Origin of the sequence: Lactonifactor longoviformis DSM 17459 (assembly GCF_900129135.1) — a bacterium.
Taxonomy (GTDB): Bacteria; Bacillota; Clostridia; order Lachnospirales; family Lachnospiraceae; genus Lactonifactor; species Lactonifactor longoviformis.
Map to the genome: position 1 here is coordinate 1 of NZ_FQVI01000040.1, position 20,953 is coordinate 20,953.

General features: G+C 45.3%; 17 protein-coding genes. 1 reads left to right on the forward strand and 16 read right to left on the reverse strand.

What is annotated here, in order from left to right:
* The first annotated feature begins 7 nt into the window (after positions 1 to 7).
* On the forward strand, positions 8 to 172 hold the full coding sequence (locus tag BUA56_RS23800; RefSeq protein ID WP_278320880.1) for a transposase: 165 nt from the start codon (positions 8 to 10) through the stop codon (positions 170 to 172).
* 172 nt (positions 173 to 344) lie between these two features.
* Here the strand turns inward: BUA56_RS23800 and BUA56_RS20665 are convergent, their stop codons facing one another.
* From BUA56_RS20665 to ulaG, 16 genes are all read right to left on the reverse strand, one after another.
* Positions 345 to 965 carry a TetR/AcrR family transcriptional regulator gene (locus BUA56_RS20665; protein ID WP_072854665.1) on the reverse strand — a complete coding sequence of 207 codons (621 nt, stop codon included), beginning with the start codon at positions 963 to 965 and terminating at the stop codon, positions 345 to 347.
* Positions 940 to 5,016 carry an efflux RND transporter permease subunit gene (locus BUA56_RS20670; protein ID WP_072854666.1) on the reverse strand — a complete coding sequence of 1,359 codons (4,077 nt, stop codon included), beginning with the start codon at positions 5,014 to 5,016 and terminating at the stop codon, positions 940 to 942. Before BUA56_RS20670 ends, BUA56_RS20665 begins: the two co-directional genes overlap by 26 nt.
* Before the next feature lie 200 nt (positions 5,017 to 5,216).
* Positions 5,217 to 6,527, reverse strand: coding sequence for a bifunctional folylpolyglutamate synthase/dihydrofolate synthase (locus BUA56_RS20675; RefSeq protein ID WP_341443529.1), 1,311 nt, complete (start codon positions 6,525 to 6,527; stop codon positions 5,217 to 5,219).
* Between the two features lie 46 nt (positions 6,528 to 6,573).
* The gene (locus tag BUA56_RS20680; protein ID WP_072854667.1) at positions 6,574 to 8,391 is read right to left on the reverse strand and encodes an ABC-F family ATP-binding cassette domain-containing protein; all 1,818 of its coding nucleotides are present in this window, start codon (positions 8,389 to 8,391) and stop codon (positions 6,574 to 6,576) included.
* Between the two features lie 4 nt (positions 8,392 to 8,395).
* The gene (locus BUA56_RS20685) at positions 8,396 to 9,544 is read right to left on the reverse strand and encodes an alanyl-tRNA editing protein (protein ID WP_072854668.1); all 1,149 of its coding nucleotides are present in this window, start codon (positions 9,542 to 9,544) and stop codon (positions 8,396 to 8,398) included.
* The gene (locus BUA56_RS20690) at positions 9,541 to 11,076 is read right to left on the reverse strand and encodes a DUF4153 domain-containing protein (RefSeq protein WP_072854669.1); all 1,536 of its coding nucleotides are present in this window, start codon (positions 11,074 to 11,076) and stop codon (positions 9,541 to 9,543) included. Before BUA56_RS20690 ends, BUA56_RS20685 begins: the two co-directional genes overlap by 4 nt.
* A gap of 12 nt (positions 11,077 to 11,088) precedes the next feature.
* Complete coding sequence (locus BUA56_RS20695; protein WP_072854670.1) at positions 11,089 to 11,310, reverse strand: helix-turn-helix domain-containing protein; 222 nt, start codon at positions 11,308 to 11,310, stop codon at positions 11,089 to 11,091.
* A gap of 10 nt (positions 11,311 to 11,320) precedes the next feature.
* Positions 11,321 to 11,770, reverse strand: a complete 450-nt coding sequence (locus tag BUA56_RS20700; RefSeq protein WP_072854671.1) for a DUF2975 domain-containing protein — start codon at positions 11,768 to 11,770, stop codon at positions 11,321 to 11,323.
* A 157-nt stretch (positions 11,771 to 11,927) separates the two neighbouring features.
* A complete protein-coding gene (locus BUA56_RS20705; protein ID WP_072854672.1) occupies positions 11,928 to 12,797 on the reverse strand; it encodes an L-ribulose-5-phosphate 3-epimerase in 870 nt (289 codons plus the stop codon).
* A gap of 12 nt (positions 12,798 to 12,809) precedes the next feature.
* Complete coding sequence (locus BUA56_RS20710) at positions 12,810 to 13,856, reverse strand: hypothetical protein (RefSeq protein ID WP_072854673.1); 1,047 nt, start codon at positions 13,854 to 13,856, stop codon at positions 12,810 to 12,812.
* A 4-nt stretch (positions 13,857 to 13,860) separates the two neighbouring features.
* Positions 13,861 to 15,345 (reverse strand): FGGY-family carbohydrate kinase, encoded by a 1,485-nt coding sequence (locus tag BUA56_RS20715; protein WP_072854674.1) that lies wholly within the window; start codon positions 15,343 to 15,345, stop codon positions 13,861 to 13,863.
* 13 nt (positions 15,346 to 15,358) lie between these two features.
* Positions 15,359 to 16,642 (reverse strand): uroporphyrinogen decarboxylase/cobalamine-independent methonine synthase family protein, encoded by a 1,284-nt coding sequence (locus tag BUA56_RS20720; RefSeq protein ID WP_072854675.1) that lies wholly within the window; start codon positions 16,640 to 16,642, stop codon positions 15,359 to 15,361.
* A gap of 12 nt (positions 16,643 to 16,654) precedes the next feature.
* On the reverse strand, positions 16,655 to 17,983 hold the full coding sequence (locus tag BUA56_RS20725) for a TRAP transporter large permease (RefSeq protein ID WP_072854676.1): 1,329 nt from the start codon (positions 17,981 to 17,983) through the stop codon (positions 16,655 to 16,657).
* The gene (locus tag BUA56_RS20730; protein ID WP_072854677.1) at positions 17,980 to 18,501 is read right to left on the reverse strand and encodes a TRAP transporter small permease subunit; all 522 of its coding nucleotides are present in this window, start codon (positions 18,499 to 18,501) and stop codon (positions 17,980 to 17,982) included. The genes BUA56_RS20725 and BUA56_RS20730 overlap by 4 nt, the downstream gene beginning before the upstream one ends.
* Before the next feature lie 28 nt (positions 18,502 to 18,529).
* A complete protein-coding gene (locus tag BUA56_RS20735; RefSeq protein WP_072854678.1) occupies positions 18,530 to 19,636 on the reverse strand; it encodes a C4-dicarboxylate TRAP transporter substrate-binding protein in 1,107 nt (368 codons plus the stop codon).
* A 112-nt stretch (positions 19,637 to 19,748) separates the two neighbouring features.
* The gene (gene ulaG / locus BUA56_RS20740; RefSeq protein ID WP_072854679.1) at positions 19,749 to 20,813 is read right to left on the reverse strand and encodes an L-ascorbate 6-phosphate lactonase; all 1,065 of its coding nucleotides are present in this window, start codon (positions 20,811 to 20,813) and stop codon (positions 19,749 to 19,751) included.
* Positions 20,814 to 20,953: the final 140 nt, after the last annotated feature.

Below are 20,953 nucleotides of genomic sequence, written 5' to 3' on the forward strand. Positions count from 1 at the left end.
CCGCTCCATCCAGGCAGAAGGGACATTTGGAATCATCAAATACGACCGAAGGTATAAGCGAATTGTAAGAAGAGGACTGGATTCGGTAAGAGTAGAGATATTTCTTGTTTCTATCGGCCATAATCTCTATAAAATCTATAATAAGCAGATGAGACTCCGGGAAGTGGCTTAAAGAAGAAAGAGCGCACGTTTGTTGGGGTAAGGGGGATTATGCGCTTTTTACTGCTTTTTTCTTACGCTTTCCACAAAATAAAGAGGGGCTGAAAAAATGGAGTTAGAGCAACTCCATTTTTTCACAGCCCCCAAATCGATCCGGCCTGTCCCAAATTCATCTTGCCCTGTCCCTAATTAAGGCTTTTCATCATATTTTGGTACAGAAATTCTTTTGTACTTTCCCTGTTCACATCCTCTATCTGTTCCTCATGTCCCAGGAAAATAAAGAAGCTGATAAAGTTAGATACGAATATCATATACACATGGGTCCCTGGAATTTCTTTCCGGATACTCCCTTCCTTTTTCCCCTGGTCTATAATTAAATTGAGAATGCTGTCCATAAGCCGGCAGTTGCCTTTTTCCTTGATGAATTCCTGATGGAGTGAGTTATGAATTTCATAGGAATTACTGGTTATTTTGTAAAATTGAGTGGTGCTTCTTTTTCCAAAGCTGCTCTCCAGCCATTCAAAAACTCCGTAGATCTTTTCCTTCAGAGAATTTTTTGCCAACAGGAGCTCGTATATCTGCCGCAGCTGACGTTCCATGTCATACATGAGGGCTTCCACAATCATTTCTTCTTTGCTGCTGAAATACTCATAAGCAGTTCCTTTGCCGATCCCTGCCCTGTTTGTGATATCCGCCACTTTCATTCCATTGATATCTGCATCCTCCTCTATCAGGTCTATAACGGCCTGATAGAGAGATAACACTTTTTCGTTTCTATTTTTACACGGACTCTGCGATTGCTTCATTCCCCTCATCCTCCTGCAATCTTGCTTCATCTTTTTTATAATTTTTTCTGTTAAAAATCGAATAGATACATGGCACTACAAAGAGTGTCAGGAAAGTACCGTAGAGCAGTCCCCCTATGGTAACAATTGCCATCGGCTGCACCATATCGCCGCCCATTCCCAGACCCATAGCCATTGTGGTCAGACCAAGGATTGTGGTCAGTGCAGTCATAACTATTGGGCGAAGCCTGGATTTGCCTGCCGCAATAATGGCCTCTCTCTTTGGCATTCCCTCCTTCCTCAGCTGATTAATATAGTCGACCAGCACAATACCATTATTCACTATGATACCTGACAGCATTACAAATCCTATCATAGCTATTACGCTGATCTCTTTTCCTGATACTAAAAGTCCAAGGAACCCTCCGGTAAATGCCAATGGCACCGTAAACATAATAATGAAGGGTGATAAAAGAGACTGGAACTGAGCCACCATAATCAGGTACATAAAGACCAGCGCAAGGAGCAGCATAAGAATCAGCTGTTCCATGGCATCATTAATGGTTTCATCTTCTCCTTTCATCTCTGCGGTATAGCCCTCCGGCAGCTCATAATGATCCAGAATTTTCTGAACTTCATCGCTGACGAGCCCGATGTTGTGGTCTCCGTCTATCTCCGCAGTGACAGACATATAGCGGGACTGCCCGTTTCTGGTAATCGCCTGGGGACCGACAGCCCGCTGGAAATCTGCGATATCGCCGATCCGTATATCTTCCTTCTCTCCCTCATTGTTAGTCACGGATATTGTAATGTCTGCAATATCTTCTCTTGTCAGCTTCTCATCTGTATCTTTCTCCAGGTATACGCCATAATCCTTTGTAGCGGTTGACAGGGTAGTCGCCGAAGAAGGATCCGCAAGCTTTGCATTAATCGCCTGGAATACCTGAGCGACTGTAAGCTTATGTTCCATAGCCCTCTCTTTATTTACCACAATCCGGTATTCCGCATCGGTATCTTCCATACCGTCGGAGATATTCTGCAGCCCCTTTATGTTTTCTATTTTTCCTGCCAGCCCTGTGGCCAGAGTCTGTAGGGTGTCAAGCTCCTTTCCTTTGATCTGAATATTAATCCCCGATCCTCCCATAGCACTCATATCCATGGAGGAGGTGGTAACCGCCACTTCAGCATCAATCCCCTTCGTGCGCTTCAGAATTTCCTTCTCCAGCTGATTGCTGTCCAGCTTCTTATCCTCTTTCAGAATAAGATAAATCTGTACTGAGTTATCGGTACTGCCTAATGACATGGTGGAGCCCCCTGCCATAGCACCTATGGTTTCTATATCCTCAATATCCTGAATCTTTTCAATCACCTCATCCGCTATCCTTGTAGTATCCTCAAAAGAAGTCCCCTTTTCTGTAGTAACTGAAAGCGATGCCTCTGTGCTCTCCATCTCTGGCATAAATGAAGTTCCCTGCCGGATTTCCAGAACCATACTTCCGGCAAACATAAGGACTGCCGCAAGCAGGACAACAGCTTTATGAGACAAGGCCCAGTCTATGAGCTGACCATAGGCATCCCTGACCCTATCCAGCTTTTTGGAAGGCTTTATCACAGTCTTCCTCAGCAGACCTGCAGACATCATAGGCACCAGAGTCAGTGCAACCACCAGACTGGCCGCAAGGGAATATGCAATGGTAAGACCCATATCCACAAACAGCTGCCGGGTAATTCCCTCTGTAAATACAATAGGAGCAAATACACAGACAGTAGTAAGAGTAGACGCCGTAATGGCACCCGCCACCTCTTTTGCTCCCTCTATGGCTGCTTTTTTCCCCGGCACTCCTTCACTCCGCATACGGTAGATATTCTCAATTACAACTATGGAGTTATCTACCAGCATGCCAATTCCGAGGGCCAATCCCGACAGTGAGATAACATTCAGAGTCACACCGCTGAAATACATCAATACCACAGCCGTGACAACACTGATGGGGATAGAACAGGCAATTACTAACGTAGGACGTATATTCCTCAGGAAAAGGAAAAGGATTAGAATTGCCAGAATTCCCCCGTATATCATATTCTGCAGGACAGAATCCACTACCATGTCAATATATACACCCTGATCCATCAGAACGGTAACTTCCAGATCCTCATTTTCTGACTTCAGCTGTTCAAATTTGTCCAGAATACGGTCTGTGACATCCCCGGTAGAATACTCTGTCTGTTTCTCCACAGAAAGCATAACCCCCGGCTGTCCGTTAATCTTTGCATAAACTTCAGAGGAATTATCTGTCACCGCCACATCTGCTACATCTGACAGGTGTATTGGTTTTAGACCGTCCAGCCCCATATCCAGAATCACCAGATCCTCCAGTTCTCCCAGATTTTCTAATTTGTCTCCTACCCGCACCAGATAGCTGATACCGTCTTCCGCCACATACCCCGCAGGCATGGCAAAGTTCTCCCCTGCCAGAATTCCCTTCAGCATATCCAGGGTAAGGATATCGTTCAGATCACTACCCTCCATTGCACTCTCTTTGGCATCATCCAGCTGCTCTTTTCCTGCGTCAAGCTGGGTCTGGGCCTGATCGATCTGGCTGGTACCGGCATCTATTTTAGAGGCGGCCACGCTCATATCAATAGTTGCAATAATTTTCTGCGTATTTAAAGCCGCCAGGGCATCGCTGGCCTGCACCTTGCCTGCCTCCACCTGGGCCTTGGCATTCTCCATCTCCTGCTGCTGCACCTTCAGCTGAGCGCGCGCATCATGCAGCTTTGCCTTCGCCGTGCGAATCTCATCCCCAGTCTTTCCAAGGGCTTCCAGCTGCTGATCAATGGAAGCTTTTGCTGCCTCCCCGTCGGATACATTCAGCTGCTTAAATATCACCTCCAGCTGTTCCTCCAGCTGTTTCCGGTTCTTTTCTGCCTCTTCTATCTGGTTTTGGATTTGCTCGATCTTTTTTTGAATAGAGCTTGTATCCTCACCGGCTGATGCTTCCCCCATGCCCTGTACTCCCAGAGCCTCGTCCTCTGCCTGAGGCCCCGCAGTCAGCTGCCCCTGCAATTCCTCCAGTTCCTTATACAGCTGCTGCAGCTGGGCATTATAGCCCTCAATTCCCTGCATAAGGCCTTCCAGTCCGGCCTTCAGCTGCATAAGCTGCTCATAAGCGTTATCTGTCTCCGCCGCAGTTTTATCCAAAGCCTCCTCCGCCGCGTCCAATTCTGCCGCTTTGCTGTTAAGCGCCTGTATCACCGGCAGAAAAAGATCCAGCTGTGTCTCTCCTTTTGTAAGCTCTCCCTGGGCGCTGTGAAGCTTGGCCTCACCCTCTCCCATCTTAGACGCCAGTTCATCTTTCCCCGCATCTAACTGATCTTTTCCCTTCTCTAACTCTTCTTTTCCGGAGTCAAGCTTATCCTGAGCTTCCTGCAGCTCATCTTCCTTTTCCATGAAGGTTCCGTTAATGGCATCCCTGACCTTCTGATTTGTCTCATCAATCTTGTCCTGCCGGAGGGTCACCTGAACCTTCTGCTGGATTCCGCCGGTAGTGCTTACGCTGGCTACCCCCTCCAAGCTTTCAATCTCTGAGCTGAAGGTATCATTTACATAGTCACTGATCTCCCCGCTGTCCATTCCTTTGATATCAACAGCAGCAACCATAACCGGAAGCATATCCGGATTCAGTTTCATAATAATAGGTTTACCGATAGAATCATCCCAATAAGATCCAATCTGGTCTAATTTCTCCCTCATCTCAATGGTAACTGAGTCCATATTAGTACTCTCATTAAACTCCAGGATAACCATTGACATATTCTCACTGGAGCTGGAACTTACATTTTTTATGTTTCCAACGGTAGCCATGGATTGCTCCACCGGCTTTGTAACCACCTCTTCAACCGTCTCCGGATTCGCCCCGGGATATGTAGTTAACACCACTGCATAGGGCAGGTTCATACTTGGCAGTAAGTCCGTGCTCATTTTGGTAAAAGAGACGATCCCAAGGATAATCACCAGTACCACGGCAACCACAACGGTATAGGGTCTTTTCACACTATAACGCGATAACATAATTTTCCTCCTGCTGCTTTATTCTAACCTCTGTCATGTTCTCGACCGACCAGCCGGTCAATGATTAAAAGTATACTCGCATCAATAGTGTCTGTCAACGAATGATACGTAAATTTATTCCATAAGCTCCCGCAGCTTCACCGGTCATACAAAAGGCCGGAACTGACATATCTGTGTCCTGTCAGCTCCAGCCTGCCTCTCTATTCGTATTCCACTGCCTCCACAGCCCGCACAACTGAGCCAAGGAAAGAAAGCGAACCGAAGGCAACTATAACGTCATCCTTTTCTGCTCTCTGAAAGCTTTCCCGCACAGCTTTCCTGATACTGCTCATGGCCTCTACCTTTGGATTATATTTCCGAACTAATTCAGCCAGTTCTTCTGCCGGAAGAGCCCGGGGATTGCCCGGTGTCTGAATAGTAATAATGTCATCTGCCAGTGAGGCAGTTCTCTTAATTACCTTCTCGCACTCCTTGTCCTCAAACATACCCATAATAAAATGCATTCTCTTTTCCGGGAAATACATGGTTAGGGATTCTCTTAAGGTCCTGGCTGCATCCTCATTGTGGGCACCGTCAATAACAACGATGGGATCTTTCTGAAGAATGGTAAATCTGCCTCTCCAATGGGTTGTCATCATTCCTTCCCTAATCTTTTCCTCTGGGATTTCATATCCTAAATCCCGCAGAGCATCTACAGTCTCCAAAGCTACAATGGCATTTTCGATCTGATAACTGCCTGCCAGACGTATCACAATATCCTCATAGATCCGTTCCCTGCATCTGTACGAAAAAATCTGTTCTTCATATCCCGACGTTACCCCATAGGCATTCTCTTTTTTTGCCGTTCTGAGCGTGCAGTTTTCCTTACTGCACTTTTCTTCAATGACTCTCATTGCATCCGGCTGCTGCCAGTCTGTTACCACAACAGTGCCAGGCTTAATGATACCAGCCTTATTCTCTGCAATCTCCGCCAGGGTATCCCCCAGAAATGCCATATGATCCATGCTGATGGATGTCATAACCTCCACCAGGGTTGTCTGTATCACATTTGTGGCATCCTCCAGGCCGCCCAGTCCAACCTCAAGAACCACAAAATCACAATCCATTTCCTTAAAATATAAAAATGCCAGGGCCGTCTCTATTTCAAATGGTGTTGGGTGGGGACGTCCTTCTCCTGTCATCCCCTCAATTGCCCCTGCGATCTCCGTCACCAGACGGGCCAGCGCCTCTCTGGTAATATACTCCTCATTTACCTGGATTCTTTCCCTGTACTTAAAAAGCGTGGGTGATATGTATCTTCCCACCTTATACCCCGCACAGGTCAGCACAGTGGAAACATAGGCCAAGACCGAACCCTTTCCGTTCGTGCCTGCTATGTGTACATATTTACAGGCATTCTCAGGGTTGTTCAGCCGTCTTAATAATTCCCTGATATTATCCAGGCCCAGTACGCTCCCGTACTTATTGGCATCCTCCAGATACTGTCTCGCTTCCCGATAGTTCATATTCATACCCTCTTCCTCAATTTATTGTGCTGTTTCTTGTTTCCTGCGGGTTTCATATTTTTCCTGCTTTTTGTTCCTCTATTTTTTCTGCCAGATCATTCAGATACACCCAACGTTCCATCTTTTCTTCCAGCTCTTTTTCTGTCTTTTCTTTTTCCTCTGACAGCTGAAACAGCTTTGCTGAATTTGTGGCATTGGCAGACATATCCTCATCTAAAGACGCGATTTTAACTTCCAGAGCCTCAATATCACCGTCTATCGTCTCATATTCCTTCTGTTCTTTAAATGTGAATTTCAGCTTTGCAGGCATATTCTGCTTCCACTCTTTTCCCGTGGATTTCTTCTTCTCAACGGTGTTCTTCCTGACGGTATGATTCTCCGTTTTTTCTCTGTACTGTCTGGCCTCCAGATAATCTGTATAGCCTCCCTCATACTGCTGCAGGCGGCCATTCCCCTCAAAGGCAAAAATACGATCCACAACATTATCCAGAAAATACCTGTCATGGGATACTGTAATCACTATCCCGGAAAAAGAATCCAGATAGTCCTCAAGAATAGTCAGTGTGGGAATATCCAGGTTGTTGGTAGGTTCATCCATGAGAAGAACATTAGCCCCTCCTGCCAGTATACTGAGCAGGTACAGCCTTCTCTTTTCTCCTCCTGAAAGCTTTCCTATAGGTGTGTACTGCATGGATGCATCAAAGAGAAACCGCTCCAGAAGCTGTGACGCGCTGATTCTCCCATCCTTTGTGGGAATATATTCTGCGATATCTCTCACATAGTCGATGACTCTCTGTCCCGGATCCATATCCACTTCTTCCTGAGCAAAATAGCCAATTTTAACTGTCTCTCCAACCTCTATCTCCCCTTCGTCCGGTTCCAGGATGCCAGCCAGCAGGTTCATAAGCGTGGATTTGCCGCAGCCATTTGGACCTATAATTCCCAGACGCTGATTCTTCAGAACAATATAGTCAAAGTCGTCAATAATCCGTCTGTCCCCGTACTGTTTGCTCACATGGTGAAGTTCAATTGTCTTCTTCCCCATTCTCGTCTCTGCAGAATCCATCTCCACTGTCTGATCTTTGAGCGGACCCGTTCCGTTTTTCAAAGCCTCCAGACGCTCCAGCCGTGCCTTCTGTTTTGTGCTTCTGGCTCTGCAGCCTCTCTTGGCCCACTCCAGCTCCATGCGCAGAATACTCTGGCGTTTTCTCTCAGAGGCCAGCTCCATCTCTTCTCTCTGGGCTTTCATCTCCAAAAATTCTGTATAATTAGCCGTATAGCTGAATAGATTTCCGTGGCTGATTTCCATAATCTTATTCGTAACCCTGTCCAAAAAGTATCTGTCATGGGTGACCATAACCACTACGCCTTTAAACTTCATCAGATATTCCTCAAGCCACGAGACCATCTCATTATCCAAATGGTTAGTAGGCTCATCCAGGATTAGGATGTCTCCGGGGTCTACCAAGGTTCTGGCAAGCGCCACTCTTTTTTTCTGTCCCCCCGAAAGCTGGCATATTCCCGTCTCATGCTCTGTAATTCCCAGTTTATTTAATATATTCCTGGCCTCGCTGTCTCTGCTCCATTCATTCTGCCGGATCTGTGCCGTAACATAGGACAGAATCGTAGCATCCCGGGGAAATTCCGGATTTTGAGGCAGATAGGAAGTCCTCAGGCCGTTCTGGGCAACAATCTGCCCCTGGTCGGGTTCTTCCAGCCCCGCTATCATTTTTAACAGCGTTGTCTTTCCTGTCCCGTTAATCCCAATAACACCTATTTTATCCCCCGCGTGAATCCCATAGGAAACATCATCAAAGATAACCTTATCCCCGAAGATTTTGCTGATATGCTCTATATTTAATACATTCATATTTTCACCTGTTAATATAATTTTCTATAGCTGTACGGCTTCCCTGTACAAACCCCTGTACCATCTCCGGCTTCCCTCCGCCTTTTCCATGAAAGACAAGATTAAACTCTTTTGCAAATTCTCTGAGATCCCGAGACCGGCTTCCCAAAATATACTGGTATCCGGTTTCATCATCCCCGGCAAAAGCCCCGCAGATGCCGGTGCATTTTTCTGCTCCTGCATTCACAAAATTCCTCATAGCAATTGTATCCAGTCCCTGCTGGAACAGACAGACTGTCTTTTGTCCCTCTGGAATCTGCTCCAGTTTCTGGGCGAGAAGCTGCTCCTGCAGATCGGCAATGCGCTCCTTTTTCTCCTGGAGCTCGGCCAAAAGCCTTTTTACTGCGATTGCCGCTTCCTCAGGCTTTGCAGACAGCAAAGCAGAGATCTCTGCTACATTCTTTTCCTTCATATTATAGTCTGCCAGCGCTCGCAGGCCGCACAGCATACTGACCCTTGTTCCTCCTTTATATCTGGAGGCTCCCGTCAGTTTGATGCTGCCGATCTCTCCGGTAAGGCTGACATGGGGCGCACAACAGGCGCAAACATCATAGCCGGGGATCGTTATCAGCCGTACCTGTCCCTCTATCTCTATCTTACTCCTATATTCCAGCTGTGCAAGTACTTCCTTTTCCGGATAAGATACCTGTACCTCAAGATTGGCCGCAACTGCCCGGTTGGCTTCCAGCTCCACACGACGCAGTTCCTCCTCTGTGAGAGGTCCGCTGAAGTCCATGGTAACTGGCCCGTCTCCAAGATGGAAGCCAACATTGTGATACCCGAAAAAACGGTGAACCAACCCTGACACAATATGTTCCCCCGAATGATGCTGCATCCTGGAAAACCGCTTTTCAAAATCTATTCTCCCCTGTATTACGGCTCCTGGTTCCAGAGGGCGCCGGGTGTAGTGAAAGATACCTTCCCCTGTCTCCTGGGTATCCCATACCTCTATCCCCTCCAGACTTCCGGTATCTCCTTTCTGCCCTCCTCCTTCCGGGAAAAAAGCTGTACGGTCAAGTTCAACCTTCCATCCTTGTTCTATTGCTTCACAGGATATCACTTCTGCTGTAAATTGCTGCAGGTGACTGTCCCTGTCAAATAATCGTTCTGTCATTCATATCCTCCGGTCTGCTGTTCCCCAACTGCCTTTTTGGCCAGTTCCTTGCCTAAGTTCCATTTTCTGACAGGCAAATCCCTGTATTGCAGGTATATCCTGTCATGATAGCTGGCCAGTTCCTGACTGATGTATTCCCAGTCCTGCACTTTCCATTGACTCTTGGAAATCCCGGCAATCTCAGGAGCAGCATCATCAGATAATGCCTGGGTCATATAGGCAATGTCACCGTAAGACAATTCCTCCATATGGCTGATATTATATCTGGCAATCCATGCATCCGGTCTGGCCAGGGCAAATCCAAGATACCCTACCGCCCCTACGGCAACAGCAAATTTAAAGTAGTTTATTTTATTATGATAAATGCTGACAATTGCTCCTGTCAACCATATTGTCAATACTCCTAAAAACCATAATACCAGCATCCGGAGAAAAGTCAAATGATACTGCCTGATATACAAGACCATCCTGTATGCGGAAGAACAGATAAGAATGTACGTACAGCCGGAAACAACTGTCAGACATACTTTCAGAATCTTGTTTTCCCTGACGTGTTCTACACAGAGGGTAACAATAGCCAGATTCAGAAGACTTACAAACAAGAGCTCAAAAAAGCCCTGTCTTGCGTACTCTGAATACGTCATTCCTTCTGGCAGCCGGAAAATCCCCCCGGCAAATAAGTACATAACCTGAATGACGCAGAATAACAGATAGATACCTGTAAGAGCGCCTGTAACGATAATAGCAGTCACCGGCTCTGCCCTTTTCACTGTCTGTCTATTCTTTTCCTTTTTTACAATATTGACAGCAAAAAAGCTGTACATAAACACAAAGGCTGCCACCGCCATTAGAAAAGCACCTAAAAATCTGGTTGGAACTAAAATATTCCGTAATAGTGTGCCAAACAGATGGGAAAATATCTCATCTGCTCTTGCAAGAAGCAGCAATACCAGCAGGGACACAGGCACAGCAATTCCAACTCCCATGTAAATATACTTTCTGCCGGGATTCACTTTTTTTCTATGTTCTTCCCGGTAAGCCTTATAATGGGCAAACGGATAATAGCATCCTCCCAAAATATGAATTCCCTTCCAAAAAAAATGCCCCGCATAATCCTCAATGCTCCAATTCTCATTCCCATAGATCTGCTCTGTCATAAAAAGCAGAAGAAGCAAAAAGGCTCCCGCTTTATGAAAGGTTCTGAGCACCTCACTGGCTGTCAGACATACACCTGTACCCAGCAGCACTGCCAAGAGTACATAGGGCCAGGTGCTCCTCTTAATACTTCTTCCCATATACCTCAGCCCCAGGATACAGAGTCCGAACGAGGCTGCAACCACAAATGGGAACGTAATTCCCGCAGGATTCTGATACATACAAACAGCATAAAAAATTCCGTACAGAAGAGCTGCGGTGCCGAAATACCGGTAATGCTCCTTCAAAAATCTGATTTCCGCTGCCTCTTCTCTCTGTTTTCCTATATCCGCGGGGAGGAATGCATCCTCCTGCATATCCGTCATTTCTATACTCATCTGATACCCTCCTTACTCTTTCTCACAATCCTCTTCCACATATTCCAGAATATCTCCCGGCTGGCAGTGCAGCGCCCTGCAGATAGCCTCCAAGGTGCTGAAACGGATGGCCTTTGCCTTATTATTCTTTAATATCGACAGATTCGCCATGGTAATATCCACTTCTTCAGCCAGTTCTTTCAGCCCCTTTTTCCTCTTAGCCATTACAACATCCAGATTAATAACAATTCCCATAAGGCACCTCCTAAATCGTCAGATCGTTTTCATTCTTATAGTTCACTGCCTCATGAAACACCTGAGAGAGGACCAGGCTGAAAAGACCTCCCACAAGAAACACCAATATAATAATCAAGGTAGCCGGAGTAATGATAAAAAACAAACGGCATGCCATGACTGCCGCCAGTCCGAATGCCAGGCACCCCATAATTCTGAGACTTCTGGTATTCTCCTCCACAAAACAGTTTTTCCTGAGCACGGTCCTGAATATCTTTCGCAGCTGCCAAATAATGGCTACAGCCAGGACACCTGCCCCCCCATAGATAAAAAGCATCTGTGTATAGAATTCCTGAAACGATGGATAGCTGCTCCCCAGCCACTTCATCCACCACGGGAGAGACACACAGGTAATGATGCCGCCGTAAAACATAATATCCAATAACACTTTAGTAACAGAAGCCAGATGGTTTTGCTTCATAAGATTCGCCCCTTTCCTTCTTGCATTTGTATAAACCACTGTTGATTTTATTATATTTCTCTATTCACTATAGCACTAGAAGAAATGAATTTCAATATTTTTTTATTGATTATCGATAAATATTTATTAAGTATCAAAAAAAGGACCAACCTTCTGGTTAGTCCTCTCCTGCTGTTATGCAAGGGCATTTCATGCTTTCCAATATAATTCTCATACTATTGTTCACCTTTTCTAGTTCCGCCTGCCAGTCATCCTTTCCATTGTACCAGAATTCTGTGACATACTTTCGAATTCCTATCTCCCATGCGGCTTCTATTATCTTTCTGAAGTCTACATGACCGCTCCCAAAGGGAACCTCCCGGAATTGACCCGGCTTCGTTTCTTTTAGATGGAGTGAGGTTATATGTCCCCTTCCAGACTGCAGATCTTTTATCTCATCAAAGCCCAGAGATACAGCGGCATTTTTTATATTTCCGGAATCCGGATAAATGCCTAAATAGACAGACCCTATCTGCTCCACATAATACATGGCTTTCCATACCGTATTCATGAAATTATTCTCCATGGTTTCCAATTCAATTAATACCCCGTATGCCGCAGCCATATGGGCTGCTCTCCGAAGGTTATCAGAGAAGCGCTTTTGCGTTTCAGACGTGGATTCCTCATAATAAACATCATATCCTGGAATCATAATAATACGTATTCCCAGATCATCTGCCAGCTCAATAGCTTTTTCCAGAATTTCCATTCCTCTTTCCCGCAGTTTGGTATTTCCGCTGCCCAGTGAATATTTTGTGAGGGCACTTACACACATTGAGCGGACAGGAACGCCCACCTCATACATATTCTGAATTAATGACAATCTTTCTTCCTTGGACATATAAATGCGGTTTATTTTTGCCTCCGTACTGTCAATGCTTAATTCCACATAATCATAATGAGCGGATTTTGCCGCTTCCAGCTTCTCTTTCCAATTTAATTTAGGGGGCATTGCTTTTTCATATAATCCAATTGTATAAGCCTTCATCTCTTCAACCCCTTATGCATTCAGATAATACATAGCCAGCTCATCGATTTCCCGGTTTGCAGCTATCAGAATATCCCTGCCCTGTGTATGCCGATAGAGTACATTGGCTGCTCCGCAGCCATGATCCAGTGTACAAGTCTTCAATTCCCCGTTACTGCCGCTTATCAATGCCAGCAAGTCCATGTCATCTTTTCTATGTCCGATAAATACTGCAGGGGTGCTGCCTATATAACCTTTCCCTGCTGCATGCAGAAATTCCAGTTTTTTAGGATGCTCATATATCTTCCGAAACCTTCCGTCTCTTTTTTTATAAACCTCCAGTTTATCCCCGTGAAAAGGAGAAAACAGGAACAGTTCCTCTTCCCCGCACCGGTCGATATCTGCAAAAAAAGCTTCACTTGCCGGTGTTTCCAACAGCTTCTCTATCCTCCACATGTCTTTCCCCTCCTGCGGAGGGGATATCTCATAGACTCCCTGGTGACAGGCAATAACCCCTTTTTCTGTCCCATTTCGGCATATCTTAGAGTATCCGTGATTCTTTAGCATACTGTCCTTTATAATCTCAAGCTTCAATGGATGGTCATCGTGATACGGGGACAAATCAGAGGGAAGTTCCGCACCATATACTTTTCCAGGCTCTGACCAGTCATCCTTATACTTATGACCCGATTTCAATGTACAGGCAATCAGATATTTCCTTCCCTGATTCCTTAGAATATCGAAGCGGTGCACAAACGGCAGCTTTGTCAGGGTCTGGACTTCCCAACCGCCTTTCATCCTTGGAAAAGCCGTGATGATCGAAGCCTCACTGGAATCATTGGGGGAATAAAAACGGCGGGTAGCGAGAAATTGTCCGCCGCAGTCCGGGTTTTGTACCATGGTCATAACGCCTCCCGGGCTATTCCAGACCACTTCCAGCATAGTTCCTTCCATATCGTAAATGCGGCACTCTGCTTCTTTTTCTGAAGCAGCCAGAAAGCATTCTTTTCCTTTGTAAAAGAAAGGCGCCAGTGCATAACATTTTTCTAATTTGCCTATCACTCTTTTCTCAACTCTCATCTGTTCATACCCTCCTGCTGCTTTCCATACTTCTCATGTATTGAAAAAGAAGTTCCGTCCTGGTTTCTATTTCCTCATACAAAGCAACTGTCTCCCGCTTGGGCTCATAAATCGTTCTGGTATCATCCCATTTCCCGGACTGAAAGGCTGTTTTAAAATCAGAGAAGACAGCCAGGGCCACACCTGCCCCCATATAGGCACCGAATGCTGTTGCCTGAGGATTCTTAAACGAGACTACAGGGCAGTTATATACATTGGCCTGCAATTGATTATAAACTTCACTTTTTGTCATACCTCCAGAAATGTAAATAGTGTCAAATGCCGCTCCGTCACCTTTTAAAAGCTTAAGATTTTTCTTCGTCTCAACAGCAATCCCCTCTAACACTGCCCGAATTAATTCTCCGCGTCCTGTATCCAGAGAAATTCCTGTAAAGGCAGCTCTGGCCTGTGGATTCCAGGCACGGGTCCCGCAGCCGCTGAAATGGGGAATGCAGGATACACCGCCGGCACCCGGAGGCACCTTTTCAATTAAGGTATTAATCGATTTATAATCTGGCCTCCCCTGGGTTCCAATTCCAGATAACAGCCTGCAAATCCAATCGAATCCTGCGGAGCCTGACAATGAATTGGCCTCCAGAATGTATTTACCGGGTATGGAGGCAGCATTGCATATGGATTCTATCTCTTTTTCAGGTACTTTATCTATAACGGTAACCGTAAAGGTTCCCGTTCCGCTGTTCACCACCGCAGTACTTTTGTCCCATGCCCCCGCTCCCGCCGCGCTGCACTGCTGATCTCCTCCAGAGGTAATTACCGGTATGCCGTGGGGTATGGAGAATTGCTTTGACGCGCCAATAGTCGTATACCCCGCACGGCTGCCGGGCGGTATCAGCTCACACAGCTTACTGCTGTCAATTTCAAAGATCCTGCACAGCTCCTCATCCCATATCAATGCATGAAGATTCATCAGATGGCTCCGGCTCCCATATGTATAATCGGTCGCAAATCTGCCCGTCAAATGGTATATGATAAAATCAGCAACTGTTACCATCTTATAGGTTTTCCGATAAATGTCAGGACAATTTCTTTTTATCCAAGTTATTCTGCTTCCGCTGAACACCGTGTTCAAATCTGCGCCCGTCTTCTTTCGTATCATGGGACTAAACCCCTGCAGTTCCCGGCAGATGCCGGAGTTTCTGGTATCCTGCCACATTATGCCGGGAAGAAGCGGTGTACCCGCCCGGTCTACCGCTATCACGGAAGAACGGAATGCTGTCACCGCAATCGCGTCTATTACAAACTCTTCCTGTATCTGACGGCAGATTCTCTGCACACCGTTCAGCCAGACATTAGGATCCTGCTCTACAATACCCTCTTTTTTATAAATGCAGGGTGTCTCACAGGTGACTTCTTTTAATACTGCTTTGCCCTCGCAGTACATTACCCCGCGCATACTTGTTGTCCCAATATCAAGAACTAAAATATTCATACATCACCACCTGCTACCAGTATTTTTCCAATACCTCTCTTATAATCTGGACTCCCTGTCCCAGTTTGTGCCTGTCTCCGTACAAAGCGTATACATCCCGAGCAATAATCTCTGTCTCACAGCCCCTGGCAGCCAGTACACTTTTCTTAATATGTTCTCTGTAGTCCTCCGCATTCAACGGAGTATCCAGCGCCAGATAGTTAGGGCTGGGCTTCTTTGAGTAGATAATCTTACTGCCCCTCAGATAATCACCCATAAGCTCATCGTCTGCCCAAGGTGATACGGAAACCTTTCTCAGATTATTTAAAGTAGAAAGGTAATCTTTCCAGATTGGATTTGTAGGTTCGCAGCACCCATAATAGACAAGTCCAAACTGTTCAGCCAGCCTTTTATAGTGAGGCCAGTAGAACTCCCCGTACATATCGGGAGAAATACTGATAGTTTCCTGTGAATTCAGATTCACCCACAAGTCTTTCAGATCGATCTCTCCGGTTTTAAGATACCGCCCGCCAGGCAATTCTCTGGTAAATCCATAGCTCCCCGCTCCGGCGTAATCATTTTCATTATTCAGGCACAGAAGACCTTCCCTTTTCATCCATTGAAATGTCTCCAGTACATCGTCCACCAGCATTCCGTAAAGCTGCTGATACCTCTCCGGGCAGTCGTAAGGCGCCAGCATCATACTCTCAAGCCCCATAAGGTAAATTGCTTTTTTAGAAGGACTGACCATCCAGTTGACAGCAGGGGGCATCTTGATTTTTACTGGAAGAATATCCCCAAAAATCTCCTCCACCCTTTCTTTGTATCGATATGTATACTCTTTATCTGCTCTGCGGACAGTCTTACCAATCTTACAGAAGCTTTCTTCCAGATTTTCCAGATGATGTATGGTAGTATATCCCACACTTTTTCCTCTGTTGTCAGTCACTCTCTTTTCTTCCATATCCAGGTCAAAGGTTCGGATATCCATATTCCAGTATATGGTGAAATATCCAGGGATCACCTTATCGTCGTCCACCAGTGTGTGGTTCAACAGCTGTGTCAACAGCTCTTTCTCAATTTCCCGCGCAAACTCTGTTTCACATACCAGATCCAGATAATCATCAATACAATATTTTATCTCCATGACCACCATAGGGTAATCCCCCCGGCAGCTTCCCTGGCAGATATTATGCCTATACCACCTCTCCTCCCGTTCTTTCATAATAGGAAGCTGGGATATCTCATACTGCTTTTTTGCCAGCTCTCTTAAGCGCATTCTGTCTTTTTCTGTCACATCCAGAATTATTTTCTCCATTTTTCCTCCTCTTTAAAGTGCAAGTAAAACAACCTTGGGAAATGCAATACAGATAACTAATACAACTACCATCCCTGCAATATAAGGCATCGAACCCTTAAAAATATCTATCACACTGATATCGTCCCCATCTGTTGAGCCAATGTCCCCCAGTGCGGATTTTACTGTAAATACGCTCATACCGAAGGGCGGCGATATAATACCGATTTGGATTGCAATGATAGATATTATGCCAAACCAAACCAGATCATATCCATAGTTTGCTATAATAGGACACATAATGGGCATACAAAGCAGGACAATGGATGTGGAATCCAATACGCATCCCAGCACAAGGAAGATAATCATAAACATAATTACAACTAGCATAGGCGGCATATGCAGGGAAAGAATAAAGTCTTCCACAAGGTTAATAGCCCCTGATACGGCCAGGGCTCTTGAATACATCTGCGCTGTGATCAGCAAAAACATAACACTTCCCGTACTTACCCCTGCATTTCTTAAGACCTCTAAGAACCCTTTTGGGGTAAATTTCTTATTAGCAATTACCAGAAGCAAAGCACCGAATGCAGCTACACCTCCAGCTTCCGTGGGAGTAAAATACCCCAGCCAGATTCCGCCCAGACTTACAAGAATTAATAAAATCATAGGCCAGGGTTTTAAAATAATACTCATTCTTTCTTTTCGTCCCATAGTTTGAACAGCTTCGTCCATGTTAGGCACAGTATCTGGTTTGACTTTTATAGTCAGCCAGATGGTAAACATAAAAACCACAGTCGTAATAATCCCCGGAATTACCCCTGCAACGAACAGATGTCCTATGGAGGTACCTGATGCCGTTCCGTATAATATCATAAGCACACTGGGGGGAATCAGCATTCCCAGTATGGAACTTCCGGCCACACTTCCTACGGAAAACTTCTTTTCATATCCGTGCTTTCTCATCTGCGGAACTGCAATCTTAGTAAAAACAGCTGCCGAAGCTATGCTTACACCGGTGACAGCAGCAAAGATTGCATTTGCAACTACGGTGGCATATCCCAGCGACCCTTTCAGTCTTCGAAAGAGCAGATGGCAGGAGTCGTACAGGCTTCCGCTGGCGCCTGAAAGGTTCGCCAGTAAGCCCATTAAAATAAACAGAGGGGTTACCCCAAAAATGTAGTCTTTCAGAGAATTGTAAGCTGTGGATATTACCATATTGACAGCCACGTCATAATTTCCCACAGCGAGAATCATCCCCACAATGCTGCAGCTGAGCAGACTCACTCCCAGATGAACCCCCATTGCAACCAGAATAATCAACAACAAAAATGACAGTACCGTTATCTGCAATGTGCTCATACTTTCACCTCCTGATTTTTTCCCGCTATTTTAAATATTGTATCAAGAATATGAATTACATACTCAATCAGCAGTGTTACATATCCAATGAATATAGCTAATTTCGTCGGCCATGTGGGAATTCTAAGGGCTCCCTCCCCCTCAAATTCTCCGCTGGAAACTGCTGCAAGGAACACCTCCAGTGCCGGGTGAATCAGAATCACAAAAACACAGAATCCTATCAAATAAGAAAAAAGGTCAAGATAAAGTTTAGCTTTTTCATTTGCCTTGTCGTAAATAATGGTCGTTCTCACATGTTTTCCCACAGCCAGGCAGTAAGCAAACTGCATAAACGCTATCGCCACAATAGAGTTAGCCACTATTTCTGCCGTCCCCTGAAATGAATAGTTGAAAAAAGTTCTGGCAACCACATCAAATGTTATTACACACATTAGCGCCGCAATAAGCAATGCCCCTGCCGAGCTGTAGTAAGACAGGAATGTTTCATAACCTGTTTTGATTTTCATAAATGCTTTCAAAATACAGACCTCCAATTTATCCAGAACGTTATTTCAGCTCCCAGTCGATTACCATATCATACCCGTTTTTGCTTAATTCATCCCAATATGCATTGTATATTTCTATTGTCTGATAGCCGGCCTCATTGAATTCATCCACTGCAGACTGAACAACATTAGGAATTACCTCCACCCATCTTTCTTTTTCTGCATCACTCAATTGGATAATCGTTGCGCCGGCTTTCTCTAATCCTTCCAGGTCACTGGCATATTTCTCCGCTGTGAGTTTCGCTTCTGCTTCCGTATAGCCAGCTCCTGTCTCAAGGATGACATCCTTCAAGTCTTCGGGAAGGCCATTGAGTGTGTCATTGTTAACCGTTAGGGAACCAGCCATCTTGGAACCAAAATCTGTTAGGATTACATAGGGTGCAACCTCATATAATTTCATTCCATAAGCGGAACCCAGAGGACAAATCATAGCATCATACACTCCGGTCTGCATACTTGTGTATCCGTCGTTTAAGCTGGACTGGACAGCAGTGGCACCAGTATTCTCCAGCCAGTACAGATAGCTTGCTCCCCCGCCGATTTTCATTCCCTTCAGATCTTCTACAGACTCAATTGGTTTTGTAGAATAGATGCAGTAATTATCTGTCACACCAATTCCCAGAGAGGTCTGGTTGTATTTCTGGAATGCATTTGAAAACTCATCCGGATATTTATCAAACAGGCCTGCTGCTGCTTTGCTTACAACTTCAGGGTCCGGACAGGTAAAGGGAACTCTAAAATCAATATTATGTATTTTCAGAGTGGACGGCTCAAATCCATAATTTACATAAGTAAAGTCCAAGATTCCTCCTTCTACTGCCTCCAGAGCTTCCCCTAATTTTGCCACTGATCCGCCGTAAGATTTTACCCATTCAATTTCGTAGCCGAGGCTCTTTGCTTTCTCCGTTACCGTAGGTACAAAATATTCTTCCATTGCCGTAGTCCAGGTAATGTTCTCCACTACATGTCCAGCTCCTATTCGAAAGGTAAACTTTTCAGACGAACTGTTTTCCTTGGTCTCATTCTTCTCTCCGCACCCTGCTAGAACACTGCCGCACAGTATAATGCCTGCTGTAAGTAAAGCAATACTTTTTCTTCTATTCTTCATAATATAATCCTTTCTTTCATTAAGTATACCCGGGATGTCTTCCCTGCCTAATGCCTGTCATGCCTGGAAGTAATATTCCCTTAGGGTGATTGATTCAGCATCTTCTCTATCATTATAAAATTGAACAAAAAGGTGTGTTGGGTTCCCTCTCAAAGCAGTCCTGAAACCCTCTGTCATGATGATATTCTGTTTTCTCACCATCATGGGGATAGATATATCTCCCTCCCACTTCCCAGAAAAAGGGATGAAACCTATAATTCAGGCGGTCTTTTTTCATCCTGTACAGGACCCGTATTTCATTCAAATCCGCCATAAAATTTGTCCATACATCATAGTGCACCGGTATTACCACCTTACACTGCAGTGCTTCCGCCATCCGCAGAACATCAACCGATGTCATCTTATCCGCTACCCCAACAGGATTTTCACCAAAGGACGCCAGTGCCACGTCGATCGTATGTTCCTTTCCATGTTTTGCAAAACAGATAGAATAGTGGCTGTCACCGCTGTGATATATATTTCCTCCCGGAGTCTTAATCAGATAATTCACCGCCTTTTGATCCATATCACCCGGACAGGTTCCTCTGATATTCTCCACTCCGTCTGTAGTTACCAGGCACGTCCGGTCAAAAGATTCCAGAGCAAGAATCTCCAAATCTTTTATTTTTATTGTATCTCCCGGTCTGACAGTTATGCATCTCTCCTCGGGAACCCCCCATTTTATCCATAGTTCTACTGCCTTTTGGGGACCAATAAAGGGGATGGGTTCCTGAACATTAGAGAGAACCGCCCCTGCATAATTCACATCCATATGATCCTGATGGTAATGTGTTGCCAGTACAGCATCTACTTTTCTTACCGCAAAAGGATCCAGTACAGCCACAGACGCTCTCAGGTTCGGCTGCAGCTTTCTCCCCCCGGACATATTCGCCATCTGATGACCCAAAGCCATTTCCTTCACCTGTTTTGTTCTCTTCCCTTTTCCGCACCATAGATCAATGCTGATGTTACAGTCTCCAGGTGTTTTTATCCACACCCCGGTGCAGCCCAGCCACCACATAGCTACATTGCCTTCCTCCACTGTCTGCTCTTCGATCTCCTCATTCAGCCATGTTCCCCATTCGGGAAAAGTGTCCAATATCCACCTTTCCCTTGTTACTTCGTCAATTCTATTCATTTTCTCTCCTTCCTGGTTTATTTATTTGATTTTGTACGTTTATTTGATGTTTTTATTGTACTATTAATCATTTTTAATGTCTATTGACTTATTTCCGATAATTTTTTTCATTTTTGTACATTTTCGACATCTTTTCATTC